The sequence below is a fragment of the Sphingomonas sp. P4_G3 genome (genome assembly GCF_056401105.1).
Genome location: NZ_JBFUJZ010000001.1, coordinates 752,275 through 767,781, shown reverse-complemented (window position 1 = coordinate 767,781; position 15,507 = coordinate 752,275). Strand labels below are relative to the sequence as shown.

General features: G+C 64.7%; 19 protein-coding genes. 4 read left to right on the top strand and 15 right to left on the bottom strand.

Going from position 1 to position 15,507, the window contains the following annotated elements:
- Positions 1-37: 37 nt before the first annotated feature.
- The 6 genes from xth to AC1DQQ_RS03640 form a co-directional block, all read right to left on the bottom strand.
- Positions 38-808 carry an exodeoxyribonuclease III gene (gene xth / locus AC1DQQ_RS03665; protein WP_478044253.1) on the bottom strand — a complete coding sequence of 257 codons (771 nt, stop codon included), beginning with the start codon at positions 806-808 and terminating at the stop codon, positions 38-40.
- A gap of 69 nt (positions 809-877) precedes the next feature.
- Positions 878-1,216, bottom strand: a complete 339-nt coding sequence (gene erpA, locus AC1DQQ_RS03660) for an iron-sulfur cluster insertion protein ErpA (RefSeq protein WP_478044252.1) — start codon at positions 1,214-1,216, stop codon at positions 878-880.
- A gap of 113 nt (positions 1,217-1,329) precedes the next feature.
- Entirely contained in the window at positions 1,330-2,514 is a 1,185-nt protein-coding gene (locus tag AC1DQQ_RS03655; protein ID WP_478028484.1) for a M23 family metallopeptidase, read from the bottom strand.
- A 118-nt stretch (positions 2,515-2,632) separates the two neighbouring features.
- Complete coding sequence (locus AC1DQQ_RS03650; protein ID WP_478044251.1) at positions 2,633-3,439, bottom strand: ferritin-like domain-containing protein; 807 nt, start codon at positions 3,437-3,439, stop codon at positions 2,633-2,635.
- A gap of 47 nt (positions 3,440-3,486) precedes the next feature.
- Entirely contained in the window at positions 3,487-3,954 is a 468-nt protein-coding gene (locus AC1DQQ_RS03645) for a peroxiredoxin (protein ID WP_478044250.1), read from the bottom strand.
- Entirely contained in the window at positions 3,941-6,625 is a 2,685-nt protein-coding gene (locus tag AC1DQQ_RS03640) for a bifunctional [glutamine synthetase] adenylyltransferase/[glutamine synthetase]-adenylyl-L-tyrosine phosphorylase (RefSeq protein ID WP_478044249.1), read from the bottom strand. The genes AC1DQQ_RS03645 and AC1DQQ_RS03640 overlap by 14 nt, the downstream gene beginning before the upstream one ends.
- 138 nt (positions 6,626-6,763) lie before the next feature.
- Between AC1DQQ_RS03640 and AC1DQQ_RS03635 the strand changes: the two genes are divergently transcribed.
- Positions 6,764-6,961, top strand: a complete 198-nt coding sequence (locus AC1DQQ_RS03635) for a hypothetical protein (RefSeq protein ID WP_478040483.1) — start codon at positions 6,764-6,766, stop codon at positions 6,959-6,961.
- Positions 6,962-7,100: 139 nt separating this feature from the next.
- Here AC1DQQ_RS03635 and AC1DQQ_RS03630 read toward each other — a convergent pair whose 3' ends face one another.
- The 3 genes from AC1DQQ_RS03630 to AC1DQQ_RS03620 all read right to left on the bottom strand — a co-directional run bounded on the left by AC1DQQ_RS03630 (position 7,101) and on the right by AC1DQQ_RS03620 (position 8,999).
- A complete protein-coding gene (locus AC1DQQ_RS03630; RefSeq protein ID WP_478028477.1) occupies positions 7,101-7,787 on the bottom strand; it encodes a sigma-70 family RNA polymerase sigma factor in 687 nt (228 codons plus the stop codon).
- Positions 7,788-7,875: 88 nt separating this feature from the next.
- The gene (locus AC1DQQ_RS03625; protein ID WP_478040482.1) at positions 7,876-8,010 is read right to left on the bottom strand and encodes a hypothetical protein; all 135 of its coding nucleotides are present in this window, start codon (positions 8,008-8,010) and stop codon (positions 7,876-7,878) included.
- Between the two features lie 188 nt (positions 8,011-8,198).
- On the bottom strand, positions 8,199-8,999 hold the full coding sequence (locus AC1DQQ_RS03620) for a response regulator (RefSeq protein WP_478028473.1): 801 nt from the start codon (positions 8,997-8,999) through the stop codon (positions 8,199-8,201).
- A 297-nt stretch (positions 9,000-9,296) separates the two neighbouring features.
- Between AC1DQQ_RS03620 and AC1DQQ_RS03615 the strand changes: the two genes are divergently transcribed.
- From AC1DQQ_RS03615 to AC1DQQ_RS03605, 3 genes are all read left to right on the top strand, one after another.
- Positions 9,297-9,386, top strand: coding sequence for a NepR family anti-sigma factor (locus AC1DQQ_RS03615; RefSeq protein WP_478028472.1), 90 nt, complete (start codon positions 9,297-9,299; stop codon positions 9,384-9,386).
- 3 nt (positions 9,387-9,389) lie between these two features.
- Complete coding sequence (locus tag AC1DQQ_RS03610) at positions 9,390-10,976, top strand: sensor histidine kinase (RefSeq protein WP_478040481.1); 1,587 nt, start codon at positions 9,390-9,392, stop codon at positions 10,974-10,976.
- 298 nt (positions 10,977-11,274) lie between these two features.
- Entirely contained in the window at positions 11,275-11,409 is a 135-nt protein-coding gene (locus AC1DQQ_RS03605; RefSeq protein WP_478028469.1) for an entericidin A/B family lipoprotein, read from the top strand.
- A 21-nt stretch (positions 11,410-11,430) separates the two neighbouring features.
- On the opposite strand, the gene tatC is transcribed toward AC1DQQ_RS03605, so the two are convergent.
- From tatC to nagZ, 6 genes are all read right to left on the bottom strand, one after another.
- Positions 11,431-12,207, bottom strand: a complete 777-nt coding sequence (gene tatC, locus AC1DQQ_RS03600) for a twin-arginine translocase subunit TatC (protein ID WP_478040480.1) — start codon at positions 12,205-12,207, stop codon at positions 11,431-11,433.
- Positions 12,208-12,210: 3 nt separating this feature from the next.
- Positions 12,211-12,720 carry a twin-arginine translocase TatA/TatE family subunit gene (locus AC1DQQ_RS03595; RefSeq protein ID WP_478040479.1) on the bottom strand — a complete coding sequence of 170 codons (510 nt, stop codon included), beginning with the start codon at positions 12,718-12,720 and terminating at the stop codon, positions 12,211-12,213.
- Positions 12,721-12,744: 24 nt separating this feature from the next.
- Positions 12,745-12,978 carry a twin-arginine translocase TatA/TatE family subunit gene (locus AC1DQQ_RS03590; protein ID WP_478040478.1) on the bottom strand — a complete coding sequence of 78 codons (234 nt, stop codon included), beginning with the start codon at positions 12,976-12,978 and terminating at the stop codon, positions 12,745-12,747.
- 30 nt (positions 12,979-13,008) lie between these two features.
- A complete protein-coding gene (gene scpB / locus AC1DQQ_RS03585; RefSeq protein WP_478040477.1) occupies positions 13,009-13,614 on the bottom strand; it encodes an SMC-Scp complex subunit ScpB in 606 nt (201 codons plus the stop codon).
- Positions 13,611-14,357, bottom strand: a complete 747-nt coding sequence (locus AC1DQQ_RS03580; RefSeq protein WP_478040476.1) for a segregation and condensation protein A — start codon at positions 14,355-14,357, stop codon at positions 13,611-13,613. Before AC1DQQ_RS03580 ends, scpB begins: the two co-directional genes overlap by 4 nt.
- Before the next feature lie 96 nt (positions 14,358-14,453).
- Positions 14,454-15,461: a beta-N-acetylhexosaminidase gene (gene nagZ, locus AC1DQQ_RS03575; protein ID WP_478040475.1), complete on the bottom strand. Its 1,008-nt coding sequence runs from the start codon at positions 15,459-15,461 to the stop codon at positions 14,454-14,456.
- Positions 15,462-15,507: the final 46 nt, after the last annotated feature.

Sequence of the window (15,507 nt, the reverse complement as noted above, 5' to 3'; positions counted from 1 at the left end):
TGTTGCGCCAGCTAGCCGGGAATGGAAGGCCATCGGCCTAGCGCAGCCGAACCCAGGTGGGGGCGTGATCGCTCGCCTTTTCGCGACCGCGATACTCCCTGTCGACGCCGGCATCGGCCAGGCGGTCGGCGGCGACCGGGCTGAGCAGCAAATGGTCGATGCGAAAGCCGGCATCGCGCTGCCATGCACCGGCTTGATAATCCCAATAGGTCCACACCCCGCCTTTGGGGTGGCGCGTGCGCAGGCTGTCGGTCCACCCCTGGGCAAGCAGCGTACGATAACGCTCGCGGCTTTCCGGCTGCATCAGCGCGTCATCGGCCATCGCGCGAACCGAGAAGGTGTCGTCATTATTGGGAATGACGTTATAGTCGCCGGCGAGTACCACCGGCACTTCCTCGGCGAGCAGATCGCGCGCGCGATCGGCCAGCCGTTCCATCCATTTCAGCTTGTAATCGAACTTGGGACCCGGCTGCGGATTACCGTTCGGCAGATAGATCGAGGCAACCACGAGCCCGTCGACATCGCATTCGAGATAGCGGCTGTGCGCGTCCTCAGGATCGCCGGCTAGGCCCCGCTGCCGCTCGACCGGGTCTCTGCCCTTGGCCAGCACCGCGACGCCGTTGAAGCCCTTTTGCCCGTGCCACACCGCGCCATAGCCGGCCGCGCGAATGTCATCGATCGGGAATCCGTCATCGGCCGCTTTCAGTTCCTGCAGGCAAACCACATCGGGCTGTTGCTCGGACAGATATTCGACCAGCCGCTCGAGCCGCGCCCTGATGCCGTTGACGTTGTAGCTGACGATCTTCACGCGGTGCTTTCGTTCGATTGCGGCCGGCCCGCTCCCCGTGCGGAGGGCGGTTCGGTGATCAGCAAAAGCTTACACCGAGAAGGACGAACCGCAACCACAGCCCGAGACTGCGTTGGGATTTTCCACGGTGAAATGCGCGCCGCCGAGCGTGTCGACGAAATCGACCGAACAGCCGCGCACCAGATCGAGGCTCATATCGTCGACCGCCAGCTTGACGCCATCGGTCTCGACCACGGTGTCGCCGTCCTCCAGCCCCTCGGCGAGGCCGAATTTATACTGGAAACCAGAACAGCCGCCGCCTTCTACCGAGAGGCGAAGGATGGCAGGCTTGCTTTGGCGCTCGGCGATCCACGCCACGCGCTTGGCGGCGGCGGGAGTCAGCGCAATGTTGTCGGCGAGGGTAGCCATGGTGGGGAGATAGGCGCTCGCCGCCCGCTCAGCAACACATGCGGACGGCAAGATACGAAAAGGGCCGCCCCGGTTGCCCCGGAACGGCCCCTCCTCTCGCGTCCCTCGAGAAATCAGTCGGCCGAGTCCGCCGCCGGAGCGGTGCTGACCGGAACGGCGTTGAGCTGCGGGCTCTTGATCGCCTGGAGATAATCGGCGGTCTGCAGGAACGGCATCGGATTCACCGCGCGGCCGTCGATGCGGACCTCATAATGGAGATGCGGACCGGTCGAGCGGCCGGTCGAGCCCGACATCGCGATCAGCTGGCCGCGCTTCACTTTCTGCCCGGCGGTGACCAGGATCTTCGACAAGTGACCATAACGGGTCTGGATGCCACGGCCATGGTCGAGCTCGACCAGATTGCCGTAGCCGCCCGCGCGCTCCGCACGGTCGACCGTGCCGTCGGCGGTGGCATAGACCGCAGTGCCGGTCCCGCACGGAATGTCGACGCCCGGGTGGAACGCCGCGGTGCCGCGGAACGGGTCGCTGCGGATGCCGAAATTGCTGGTGAATTTGAGATTGCTGACCGGCTGAACCGACGGGATCGAGATCAGGCCGTCCTGGAGCGTATCAAGCTTCTTCCAGGTCTGGAACAGAGCACGGAATTGGGCGTCGGCGGCCATGTCGGCGGCGGCTTCTGCGCTGTCGGCGGCTTCGTACGGGCCGCCCATCGCGGCGCTTTTGGTCTGGAAGCGGCTGGGGTTGATCCCCAACGCCTTCGCCCGCTGAAGCGCGGCGATATATTTTTTCTCGGTGGTGATCCGCGCCTTGATCGCCAGCGTCACCTGATCGTGCTCGACCTGCGCCAGCGGCGCGACGACGTCGGCGGCAGCGGCAGCAGCCTCGGGATCGATCGGCTGATAGGCGACCGGCTGGACCTCGCCCTGCCCGCTGATCGCGGCGGCAAGCATCGCCTGGCGTGCCTCGACGCGCTTGGCGCGGGCATCGGCGACATATTTGATCTGCTGGATCTTGGCCTGCATGCCGGCGACCTGCGCCTCCATCTTGGCGACTTTCGCCTCGGAGGTGAGCGGCGTTCCGGTGAGGCCCGACAGCGCCACGGCGTTCACGCCTGCCTGTGCAACGCCATACGCCGAGAAGCTCAGCGTGATGGCACCCGCGACAGCAACCGCGGCCTGCGTGCGTCCCGCGATCGAGAAACGACGAAGATCGCGGCCATCATGGAAAATGAAATCGCGTGTTTTGAAGAATTGGCGGCAGCGAGCGAACGCCTCCTGCAAATTCGTAAGTTTGATCATGCGTCCCCGGCGACCCTGGCGACGATCCCCGCATTAACGGCGATCATGAAGATGGTTAATCCGGACCCAGCCCCTCCGCGCCCGGTTGTTACCGGTGACAAGTGCCAGCATGTCGTTTTCATGCAAGAGGCGCGTAATATTCGCGGGGCAGACCGGCAGCTTCGCGGGCTGAGTCGTTGAATGGCGGCTTAATCATGCCGCGAAAATGGCGCCGCACCAAGGCGCGCCAATGCGTTTCCGCCGCGATTCCAGTTGATTCGCATGCCGCGCGAAACCACGTCGCGCCATACGCAACATGACGTATCTCGTCGGCGAGAATACGCTTGAGGATAAGAGCGGTTCCCTCGTCGCCCCCGGCGAGGAAGCGATCGATCGTCGCCGGCGTGACGTCGAGGCCTCGCGCTTCGAGCACCATCGGCACCACGGCAAGCCGCGCAAGCGGGTCGTGTGCGGTCGCTTCGGCCGCTTCCCACAAACCGTCATGCGCCGCGAGCGCGCCATAATGGCTGCCCAGCGTACGCAGCCGTCGATCGAGCAGCGCAAAGTGCATCGCCTCATCGGCGCCGACCGACAGCCAGTCGTCGATGAAATTGCGCGGAAAATGACCGCCGAATCGTCCCACGAGGTCGAATGCCAAGTCGATTGCGACGAACTCGATATGCGCGAGCGCGTGAATCAGCGCGATCCGGCCGCGTTCTGATCCCCCCTTGCCGCGCCGGGGCATGCGGTTGGGCGGGAGCAGCTGGGGTTCGGCGGGCCGCGTCGGCCGATCGGGCATCGCGACGTCGAATTGGTGCGCCAGATTGCCCCGGCGCCAGGCGCGCACGACTGATCGAGCGCGTTTGACCTTGGCGGCGGGATCGCAGGTTTCGAGCACCGAGCGACAGGCGGCGGCGATAGTGATGCTGGTTTCGACCGAAGTCATGCGGGCGGCCTACCCTGTTGGTGAACTCACGCCAACTTCCCGCCCGCTCACCCTAGTTCCCGCACCGCGGCCAGCACCTGTTCGGCATGCCCCGGAACCTTCACCTTGCGCCAGACTTTCGTCAACTTGCCCGAGGCATCGAACAGCCAGGTCGAGCGGTCGATCCCCATATACTCACGGCCATAGAGCTTCTTCGACACCCAGGCGCCGAACGCCTCGATCACGCCGGTCTCATCGCTCGCGAGCGGCACCGTCAACGCGTATTTGTCGGCAAATTTGCGGTGCTTTGCCGGCGTGTCCTTCGACACAGCCAGCACGGTCGCGCCGGCCTTGTGGAAGTCGGCCAACAGCGCGGTGAAATCCTGCGCTTCGCGAGTGCATCCGGCAGTATCGTCCTTGGGATAGAAATAGAGCACCAGCGGCTTGCCGGCATAATCGCGCAGGTTGATCGTCGCACCGTCGGGTGCCGTCAGCACCGCGTCGGGCAGCGTATCGCCGACCTCAAGTCCCGCCATTTGTCTCTCCACTCACCGATTGCCAGACCCGCGCAACCTCCTGCCGGGTCACATCGAAACGCGCAACCAGCGCATCCCAGCTGTCGGCGCCGAACGATCGCAGGATCAACTCGCGGGTCGGCGGCGATGGCGGCTCATTGTCCGGCGCGACCAGCCGCAGCAACACCAGCATGCGCGTCAGGAAGCGGTAATCCTCACCGAGCGACGCGGGAACGATCCCTTCCCGCGCAAGCATGTCGATCGCCGGGTCGAGGTCGGGGTCGATCGCAACGCCCGGATGCGAGAGCTGAGCGACATGGACGGCAAATTCGAGGTCGACCAGCCCGCCGGGCAACAGTTTGGCGTCGAGCGATCCCTGCGGCGGCTTGTGCCGCGCCATTTCGGCCCGCATGTCGACCGCGTCCGCGATGAGCTTCGCTGTGTCGCGCGGCGCCGTCAGCACCGCGTCGATCACCGCGGCTACGTCCTGTCGAGCGCGTTGCGAGCCGAATACGGCGCGCGCGCGGGTCAGCGCCATATGCTCCCAGGTCCAGGCATCCTCTTGCTGATATTTGGCGAAGCCGGCGAGCGAGACGACCAACGGGCCCTGCGCCCCCGATGGCCGCAATCGCGTGTCGATCTCGTACAGCGCGCCGGCAGCGGTCGGCACCGACAGAGCGGCGCTCAGGCGTTGCGCGAGGCGGTTATAGTAATGAACTGCGCCCAGCGGCTTGGGGCCATCGGATTCGGCGGAGAAATCGCCGGTGAAGAGATAGATAAGGTCGAGGTCGGAAGCATGCGTCAGCGCGCCGCCGCCGAGCCGCCCTAGCGCCAGGATGAGCAATTCGCTGTCGGGTACATGGCCGTGCGCGCGCGCGAACTCGGCCACTGTGGCCGCGCCGAGAACCTCGATCGCGGCTTCGGCGACGCGCGCATAGCCATGCGCGACCTCCAGCGGGTCGCTGGTCCCGGCAACCAGTTGCGCGCCGAGCGCGAAGCGTTTTTCGCCGACCACGAGGCGAACCCGCTGCAACGCGGCTTCGTAATCGTCCCCCGCCTCACCCGAGCGCATCTCCTCGGCAAGCGCGGCGACATCACCGACCGGCTCCAGCGCGGTCGCGTCGATCAACCCGTCGAGCAACGCCGGCCGACGGCTCAGCGCGCCCGCAAGCGGCGGTGCGTGGCTGAGGATCGTCGCCATCAATTGCCCCAATTGCGGCCGCGCCTCGATCAGACGAAAAAAATTTATCGCGCTCGGCAGCCGCGACAACATCGTGTCGAGCTGGACCAAAGCAGCGCGCGGATCGGGTGCCTGGCCGAGCGCCGTCATCAGCCCCGGCAGCACCGCCTCAAGCGCCTGGCGCGCAGCCGGGCTGCGCAACGCGGGATACGAGCCGCCACGCCATCGCTCGATCATCTGGACAGCGCTGGCGCCATCGTCGAAGCCGATCGCGCCCAGTTGCGCCGACAGGCTGTCGGCGTCGCTGGCCAGCGCCGCCTCGTCGCGCGCATCGAGCGAATCATAGATTTGCCCGACCCGTTCGACATGCGGCCGCAGCATCGCGATCAGACCCGCGCTATCCTCGAACCCCGCCAACCGGCTTACGCCCTCGAGCGCTTCTCCCGTGCGCGGCAGCGCATGAGTCTGGCGATCGTCGACCATCTGCAATCGATGTTCGACCGTGCGCAGCGCCACATAAGCGGACTTCAGCGCACTGGCCTCTTCGCTCGTGATGCGACCGCCGGCGCACAGCCGGTCGAGCGCGTCCATCGTCGCCGGGGCGCGGAGCGATGGATCGCGGCCACCATGGATCAGCTGATGAATCTGGGTGAAGAACTCCACCTCGCGGATGCCGCCTCGCCCGCGTTTGAGATCATAGCCCGGTCCAAAGGCCTGGCCTTGCGCGTGGTGATCGCGAATCCGCCGCGTGATCTCGCGAATCTCCCCAACCGCGCCGAAATCGACCGCCCGGCGCCAGACGAAAGGCCGGATCGCGTCGAGAAAACGTTGACCGAGCGCCACATCGCCGGCGCAGGCACGCGCGCGAATGAAGGCGGCGCGTTCCCAGGGCAGCGCCTGGCTTTCATAATAGGAAATCGCCGCGTCGACCGGCAACGCGATCGGCGTCACCTCCGGCGACGGCCGCAGGCGAAGGTCGACGCGGAGCACATAGCCCTCGCCATCGCGCGCCTGGAGCAGTTCGACGACGCGGCGCGCGATCCGCACCGCCGCTTCCACCGGCTCCTCGCGCACGCGATGCGGCAAGGTCGTCGGGTCGAACAGCAGGATCGGATCGATGTCCGACGAATAATTGAGCTCGTGGCTGCCCTGTTTGCCGAGCGCGATCCCGGCGAAACCGCTCACGTCGGCATCGGGCGCCCGCTCGTGGATCGCCGTGCGGATGGCGAGGTCGAGCGCGCGATCGGCGAAGTCGGTCAGCCGCCGCGTCACGCCGACCAGGTCGAGCGCTCCGGCCAGATCGGCGATCGCGACAATCAACGCTTCGCGCCGGCGCGCCCGACGCAGTGCCACACTGACGGGCAGATCAGGATCGAACGGCGCCGGATCGGGCACCACACCTTGCGCCAATTGGGCGGCGAGGTCGGGCTGCTGTTCGAGCGCGAGACGTAGGAACGGCGCGTGCGCTTCGGCCCTGGCGACGGCATCGACGAAATTCTGCGCAGTCACCATATTGGCCCAATGGTTTCAGCAAAGGCTGAAACGGTTGCGGATGACACCCTAGAGCACTCATTCGCGCGCGCCAATCGTTGCGCGAAAAGCACAATTTGATCCAGATCAATTAAACTGACGACAAAGTGGCAACAAATCGTGGCAAACGACGTTCTACGTCGCATGAGCCCGCCCAATCCGCACAGTCAGGCGACGCATTCCGACAGCCACCATGTCGTGCATCGCCCGCGCGAGAGCGATGGCGTGGGCATTGCGCTGCGCCAGATTTTTACCGGCGCGCCGAGCCTTCCGAACGACCTGACGTCATTGCTGAGGCGACTGTCGAAAGACAATTAGGGTCTCTGATCACGCGTCGATCCGACACGGAATATAGTTCAAACTAGCCAGCAGGGTGCCTAGTTTCCGAGCGACAGTTGCGACGGCCTTCGAAAAAGCAGGATGGATTTGAGGCACCTCGACCTAAGTCGAAGCCGCTCTATTCCTCGTCCTCGTCGATATCGTCGTCGCCCTGATCAGGCGCCGGGCTATGGTCACCGCTCAGGTCGTCGACCTCGTCCATGATCGTATCGAGCGCGGTGCGGCCGGGATGATCGGGGGCGTTGCGGCGCGACGTGAGTTGCCCACCGCTCAGGATCGCCTCGAGCGCGACGCGCCCGCGCGCGACGCGGCTCTTGATCGTGCCGACCGCGACCTGACAGATTTCGGCGGCCTCTTCATAGGCAAAACCGCCCGCGCCGACCAGAATGAGCGCCTCGCGTTGCGGCTGCGGCAAGAGCAGCAGCGCACGCTGCATGTCGCCCAGCTCGACATGCTTGTCCTGACTGGCGGGCGCGGCGAGGATGCGGTCGGCGACCAGATCGTCCCACTCGCCCTTAAATCGCGCGCGACGCATCTGGCTCAGATACAGATTGCGCAGGATGATGAAGGTCCAGGCGCGCATGTTGGTGCCGGCCTGAAAGCGTTGCCGCGCTGCCCATGCTTTGAGCAAGGTTTCCTGCACCAGGTCGTCAGCGAGGTCCCGGCTGCCTGACAAGGAACGGCCGAACGCACGGAGATGCGGGATCACTTGCCCCAGCTGTTCCTTGAACTCCGGATCCGACAAAGCGACGTGCTCGATCGCCTCCCCATTGTCATCCACATTGCCGGTCGCTGTGCTGCTCATGGAACTCCGTCGAACGTGGGGCCGCCAACGAGCGACCGAGAGGATACATAGGGTGACATGGGCGCCAGGGCCAAGCCGGACCGCTCCATTATTGGTGGAACAGCACCGGGCCCCAAACGATCGCCGACAGGATTACCACCGCCAGCACCAACGAAATACCGAGGACGTAGCGCATGACGCCGGGCGTCGCGCCGGCCCGTGCATGCTCGGCATCGGTGTGCACCGAAGCCTCTGAGGGAGTGGGTTCAGCCATCATGTCAAAACGCACAAATCCCGTTTTGGCTCCGTAACTGATGGAACTTTGAGTATTTAGACAGAATTCCCGAACCTTGGCTCGACAAAATGCGGCCGCCGGCGGCATCCTGTCGGATATCGCCGGCGGCCGAGCGCATGTTAAGCGAGACCCATGGGTCAAGCGGGCACGGTCGACTCGTCGAAAAACAGCGCCTGGCTGATCGCCGCCTTCACGGTCGACCGCTGGAACGGCTTGGTGATGAGGAAGGTCGGCTCGGGCCGCTCGCCGGTCAGCAGGCGTTCGGGGAAAGCGGTGATGAAGATGACGGGAACCTGGAATTCCGCGAGGATGTCCTTCACCGCGTCGATCCCCGAACTGTCATCCGCCAGTTGGATATCGGCGAGCACCAGGCCGGGGCGATCGGCCATCGCTGCGGCGACGGCTTCGTCGCGGGTAACCGCCACACCGGTGACGTCATGCCCCAAATCGCGGACAATCGTCTCGATATCCATCGCGATGATCGGCTCGTCCTCGATGATCAGCACCCGCGCACGCGTCTGCTGCTCGATCTCGGCGAGCGCTTCGGTGACGAGCTTTTCGACCTCGTCATTCTCGACGTCGATCAGATAGGCCGCGTCCTCGGTGGTGAAGCCTTCCATCGCCGTCAACAGCAGCGCCTGTCGTGACAATGGCGTCATGCGCGCCAGCCGGGCTCGCGCAATCGCTTCCTGCCCGCTGACATTGTCGCCGCTGGGCGTTTCGGTCTCGCCGGGATTGGCGCTCTGCCAGATCGCCTGGAACGTGCGGTACAGGCCGAGTCGCGGCTCGACGTCGCGCGGAAACTCCTCCGGTGCGGCGACGATCGCCTCGAGCGTGGCCCGGACATAGCGGTCGCCATGTTCCTGGCTTCCCGTCAACGCCCGCCCATAACGACGCAGGAACGGTAGATGAGGGGCTAGCTGCTGACCGAGCGACATGACGATTTCAATCTCCCCGATAGGATGCCGGCCTTTAGTGGGGGCCCGGCTTGGTGAATGCAACGCGGCAAATTTTCTGTTCGCTAGTGGAACAATCGAGATCGTTTTTGGTTTCACAGACATGATGGCGCATTCTAAGCGTCGTGTCGGGACCCCCTCTTGCGGGTCGTTTTCTGTTCCGGCATGGCCGGCATGTATATGAGGGGGATTGCGTTGCAGCCTGGCCGGCCGTCGTCAAAGCGGGACAAGAAGTCCGACGACAAGGATGACAAGGGCAAAAAGGGTAGGGACGAAGCGATGGGTGCCGCCCTTCGCTCGGTCTATCATGCCGCCGCCAGCGAACCCGTTCCCGATCAGATGCTCGATCTGCTGAACAAGCTGGGATAGCCCATGGGCGGCCTGACGGCTGGTGAGCGGGCGGCGGGTACGCTGGGCGCACGCGTCGCGCGCATGCCGACCGGCGCCAAGATTTTCATGATCCTCGGCGTGGCGCTGTTGCCGTTCGCCGTGATCGCTTTCTTCGCGACCCTGTCGACCACGCGCCAGGCCGGCCAGGAAGCCGCCTCGCAATTGCGCGTCGCCGCGCAGGAAAGCTCGCGCAATCTCTCGATCGAGCTGGTCGGCGACATGACCGCGCTGACCTCCGCGATGAAGGCGCTGGCGATCGATCACGGCGATACGCCGAGCTGCGCGCGCGTGCAGGGTGTGTTCGCACAGTCATCGACCACCGGCGCCGGGTTCATGATCGTCGATGGCCAGAACCGCCTGCTCTGCGGTTCGCGCCTGCCGGTGGCGATGCCCGAACAGATGCGCGCCAGTGGATCGACCGCGCGGATCGTCCCCGACAAGGGGATCGTGCTGGCGATCGCCGCTCCGGGTGGCGAGGTGCGTGGCGCCGCTTTCTTCCCTGCGGCGTTTCTCTCGGAAATCGCCAAACCGTCCGGCTTCGCGTCCGATTATGAGGAATCGCTGAGCAGCCCTGGCAGCTCCGACCGGCTGGTGCTGCGGTCGTTGGGCGGCGACAACCCGCTCGATCTGTACGTACCGGTCCGCGCGGCACTGGGAATCGGCGACCTGTCGGTTGAAATGCGGATGCGGACCAAGGTGCTGACCTCTCCGATCCTGATCGCGCTGATCTTTCCGATCCTGATGTGGATCGCGGCTGCCGGCTTCGCCTGGTTCGTCGTCGATCGCCTGTTGATCAAGCCTTTGCGGACGTTGCGCGCCAGCGTCGCCGCCTATCGTCCGGGCGAAGTGATCGATCCGGCGGTCGTACGATCGCTGCCGGCGCAGGAAATCCGCGAACTCGGCGAGACGTTCCGGTCGCTGAGCCGGACGCTGATCCTGCATGAGGCCGGGCTGGCCGAAGGACTGGTGCGCCAGACGCGGCTGACGCGGGAGGTCCACCATCGCGTGAAGAACAATCTGCAAGTCATCTCCAGCCTGATCAATCTTCACGCGCGCGGCGCCCAGGCGGCCGAAGCGGCGCGCGCTTATGCCTCGATCCAACGACGCGTCGACGCGCTGGCGGTGGTCCATCGCCACCATTTCGCCGAGATGGAGGATAATCGCGGCCTCAGCCTGCGCTCCGTGATCGGCGAGCTCGCGTCCAACATCCGCGCGACCAGTCCCGAACATTCGGGGCTGTCGATCCTGCTCGACGTTGAACCCTGGCTGGTCACCCAGGACATCGCGATCGCAATCGCCTTCCTGCTCACCGAGATTATCGAACTCGCGATCAGCGTCATTCCCAACGCACAGATCCATATCTCGGTACGCGAGGGGGAAACGCCCGGCACCGCGATCCTGCGCGTCACATCCCCCTCGCTAGTCGATGGCGACGCGCTGGTCGGGGCGTTGGGGCAGCGTTACGCCAGGGTGATCGAGGGCCTGTCGCGCCAGCTTCGCGCGCCGCTCCACCATGACCCGCTGACCGGATCCTATGAGATCGCGGTCGCCGTGACGGGCCGCGATTAAAAAAATTTTGGCCGGTGCATTTTTTTTGGGAACAACCTCGAAAAAGGTGCGTTTGGCTTTTCGGATAGCGACCTTATGCCCCCCCGCTCTCGCTATCCACGACATAGGCCCGGAAGCGTCAACCCCTCCCCCCCCGGTGGCGCTTCCGGGCCTAAATTCGTCAAAGTCCAGTGGGATAGCCAAATAGCCAAGATGAAACGCCGCCGGAACGAATTCGGCGGCTCGATCATTGGCGTGCCGGGGATTCCCGCCAGGGATCGGCAAAAACTCAGAGTCAGAAAGTTCGGGAGAATTCATGATGAACAAGATTATCGGTCTGTCGCTCGCAGCGACGGCACTTTTGCTCGCCGGCTGCAACACGATTTCGGGTGTGGGCCGGGATGTCAGCTCGGTCGGCAGCACGGTCTCGAAGACCGCCGACAAACACAAATAAGACGGGCACAAATAGGCTGGTTCAGGCCGTTTCGGTGTCGGGGGCTGGCTGGCGATCGCGACGGCGATGCGTCAGCCAGATCACGCCAAGCGTCAGCACGTACAGGCCGACCAGCGGCAGCGCGAGCATGATCATCGACCCGGCATCCGGCGGGGCCAGGAACAGCGCCACCGCAAAACATCCCAGGATCGCGTAGCGCCACGCGCGGACGAGCTGCTCCAGCGTCACGATCCCCGCACGCTCGACCAGCATCAGCAGCACCGGCATCAGGAATGAGACGCCGAAACCGAACAGGAACTGCATGATGAACTTCAGGTAGTTGTCCGCGGCCGGCAGCGCTTCCTGCTGTACGCCGCCGACATTGCCCTGATAGCCGAGCAGGAAGTGCAGCGCGCCCGGCACCGCAAAGAAATACGCGAAGCTCGCCCCCAGCCCGAACAGCACCGGCGTCGCCAGCAGGAACGGCAGCAGCGCGCGCTTTTCCTTGCGATAGAGCCCGGGCGCCACGAACTGCCACAGCTGATTGGCGATCACCGGAAAGGCCAGCATGATTGCCGCGAAGAACGCGACCTTCAGTTGCACGAAGAACATCTCATAGGGAGACGTGTAGATGAGCTTCGGAAACCCGGCCTTGACCAGCGGATGCACCAGCACCGCGAAAATCGGTTCGAAGAAATAGAGGCAAGCGCCGAACAATAGCGCCAACGTGCCGATACTGATGAGCAGGCGTTTGCGTAGCTCGATCAGGTGATCCATCAACGGCGCGCGGCTGGCGTCGATATCGTCCTCGTCACTCATCGCCTAATCGCCCGGCGTTTCGACTGGGGCAGCCGCCTTGGGCTTGCGCGCACGCGGTTTGGGCGCGGTTGGCTCGACGGTATCCAGCGACATCGCCTTCTTGGCCGTCTTAGCGCGGGGTTTGCGCGGTGCCGGGGCCGGGTCGGTTTCCGGCGCGGCATGGATTGGTGCCGGCTCCGGAGCAATCACCGGCTGCTCGACCATCACCGGCGCGGGATCGGCATCCGACACGTCCTGTGGCTTGGGCGCCATCAGTGCCGCCATGTCCACGGTCTGCGGGAATTCGCGCATGATGCGCTCATTCTCCGCCTTCCACTTCTTTTCCATCTCCGCGAATTCCGACTCGCGGATCATGTCGTCGAAGCCGGAGCGGAACTGGCGCGCCAGCCCGCGCGCCTTGCCGACCCATTGCCCGGCGAAGCGCATCGCGCGCGGCAAGTCCTTGGGCGGAATGACGAGCAACGCCACCGCCCCCAATACCAACAATTCGGTTGGGGCTATATCCAGGATCACGGCCGGATGCCTCTCCGGCGGCGCTTAGCGTTCGGCGTCGCGGACGCGTTCGGCGGTCGCCTCGACCGTTGGATCGGTCTGCCGCTTGGCCTCGATCCGGCTGGGCGGGACGGCATCGTCATCTTCCGCCATACCCTTCTTGAACTGCTTGATGCCCTTGGCCACGTCACCCATCATGTTCGAGAACCGGCCACCACCAAGGACCAGGATCGCGATCACACCAAAGATCAGCCAATGAACCAGGCTGAAACTACCCATCACAAAATCTCCCAAAGGCGTGACATCTATCTAGTCTGCATCGCCATCATTTTCCACTTCTTCCTCGCTCTCGCCGGCAATGGATAACTCGGCCATGGCAAGATCGATCGGATCGAGCAGCCCGGCAGCCCGCAAATCGTCGATCCCGGGGAGGTCGCGGCGGCTGGCGAGCCCGAAATGGGTGAGGAATTCCGCGGTCGTCGCGTACATTAACGGCCGCCCTGGCGTCTCACGCCGGCCAGCAGGTCGCACCCATCCCGCCTCCATCAGCACATCGAGCGTCCCCTTGCTGATCTGAACGCCGCGAATCGCCTCGATCTCGGCGCGAGTCACCGGCTCGTGATAGGCGGTGATCGCCAAGGTCTCGATCGCCGCACGCGACAGCTTGCGCGGCTCCTCGCGGTCGCGACGCAGCAAATGCGCAAGATCGCCCGCGGTCTGGAAATGCCAGCGATCGCCGCGCCGGACCAGTTCGATCCCGCGGCCGGCATAATCTTCGGCGATCCGCTCCAGCGCGCCGCGAACGTCGATGTCCTCGCCGACATGCGCGCGGATCGAGTCGATGGTCAGCGGCTCCTCGGCGGCGAACAGCACCGCTTCGACCGCGCGGACCGGATCGTCAGGATCGATCGTCATGCCTCCGCCCTTTCGCCGGTCGCCTTGAGATAGAGCGGCGCGAAGGCCGATTTCTGGCGCAATTCGGCCTTGCCCATCCGCGCGAGTTCGAGCGCCGCGACGAAACTGGAGGCGAGCGCCGACTTGCGAAACGCACCGTCCAGGCTGTCGGGCAGGAAGCTTTCGATCGTCGCCCAGTCGATATGCTCGCCGAGCAGCCGCGATACGCGCTCGAGCGCGGCATCCAAGGTCATCACCAGGCGATCATGGACAACGTGGAAGACCGGGCGATTGCGTGCGTTGATCTGGCCATAAGCGGCGATCAGGTCATAGATCTCGGCCTGCCATTGTGCCTTGCGCACCGTCCGCAATCCTTCGGGCGCGGCGCGGCGGAAAACATCGCGGCCGATCCGGTCGCGTGCGAGCAGCCGAGCGCCGGCATTGCGCATCGCGTTGAGCCGCTCGAGCCGCATCTGCAGCCGCAGCGCCAGTTCCTCGGGACTCGGTTCGATCTCCGGATCGCGCGGCAGCAGCAGCGCCGATTTGAGATAGGCCAGCCACGCCGCCATCACGAGATAATCGGCCGCGACTTCGAGCTTCAGCGTGCGGGCATGCTCGATATAGGAGAGATATTGCTCGACCAGTTGCAGGATCGAAATCTGCTTGAGGTCGACCTTTTGCGATCGGGCGAGCGCTAGCAGGAGGTCGAGTGGGCCTTCCCATCCCTCGATGTCGAGCGTCAGCGTGTCGTCGGCGGCGTCCATAGGCACGCTTTTAGGCATAGACTTTCGCGATACCAAAGCCGGAGGTCAGCGCTGTTGTGGATAACGCCCGCCAAGCCACACATCGTCATCCCGGTGCTAGGCCAGAGCCAACAACTCATCCCGCTTGGCGATCAGTTCCGCGAAATCGCCCTGCGGCGCGACTCCCCGCACCGAGGCCATCGCACGGTCGAGCCGTTCGAGCGACTTGGCCGGCATGTCGTTGAGCAGCGAGGCGATCTCGCGCATCTCGTCCATCCGTCCCCAGCAATCGAGCACGATATCGCAACCGGCGGCGATCGCCCCCGCGGCCTTCTCCCCTGCCGTCCCCGACAACGCCTTCATGTCGATATCGTCGGTCATCAGCAGCCCGTCGAAGCCGATCTTGCCGCGGATCACCTGCTCGACGATCACCGGCGACATGGTCGCGGGGCGTTCGGGGTCCCAGATCTGGAACACGATATGACTGGTCATCCCCATCGGCGCGTCCGCCAGGCGGCGGAAGGGCTCGAGATCGATCTCCAATTCCTCCTCCGACGCGGTCACCGTCGGCAGGTGGAAATGCGTGTCGACCACCGCGCGGCCATGGCCGGGCATATGTTTGACCACGCCGACCACGCCGCCGGCGCGCAGTCCTTCCATGATCGCCTTGCCCATCGCCGCGACGCGCATCGGCTCGTGTCCCAACGCACGGATGGTGATCGCCTCGGTCGTGTCGCGCTGGCTGACGTCGAGCAATGGCCAGCAATCGACGTTGACGCCGACTTCGGACAGCATCAGCGCGGTCGCCTGAGCATTGACCCGCGCCGCCTCGATCGCGCTCATCGGCGCGACGTCGTAGAGCCGGTCGAAATCGGGGCCGGCGGGAAATTGCGGCCATTCGGGCGGCTGCATCCGTTGGACCCTGCCGCCTTCCTGGTCGATCAGGATCGGCAGCTCGTCGCGGCCGGTCAGCTCGCGCAAACTGTGGGTCAACGCGCGGACCTGCTCGCGATTCTCGATGTTGCGCTTGAACAATATGTACCCGGCGGCGTCAGCGTCCTTGTAGAAGGCGCGTTCGTCGTCGGTAAGGGTCAGGCCGGACAGGCCGAAGATCACGGGCTTCATGGCGGTGCTTCTACTCGCGCGCGCCTGGGGTTCAAGGCTGGTCAGG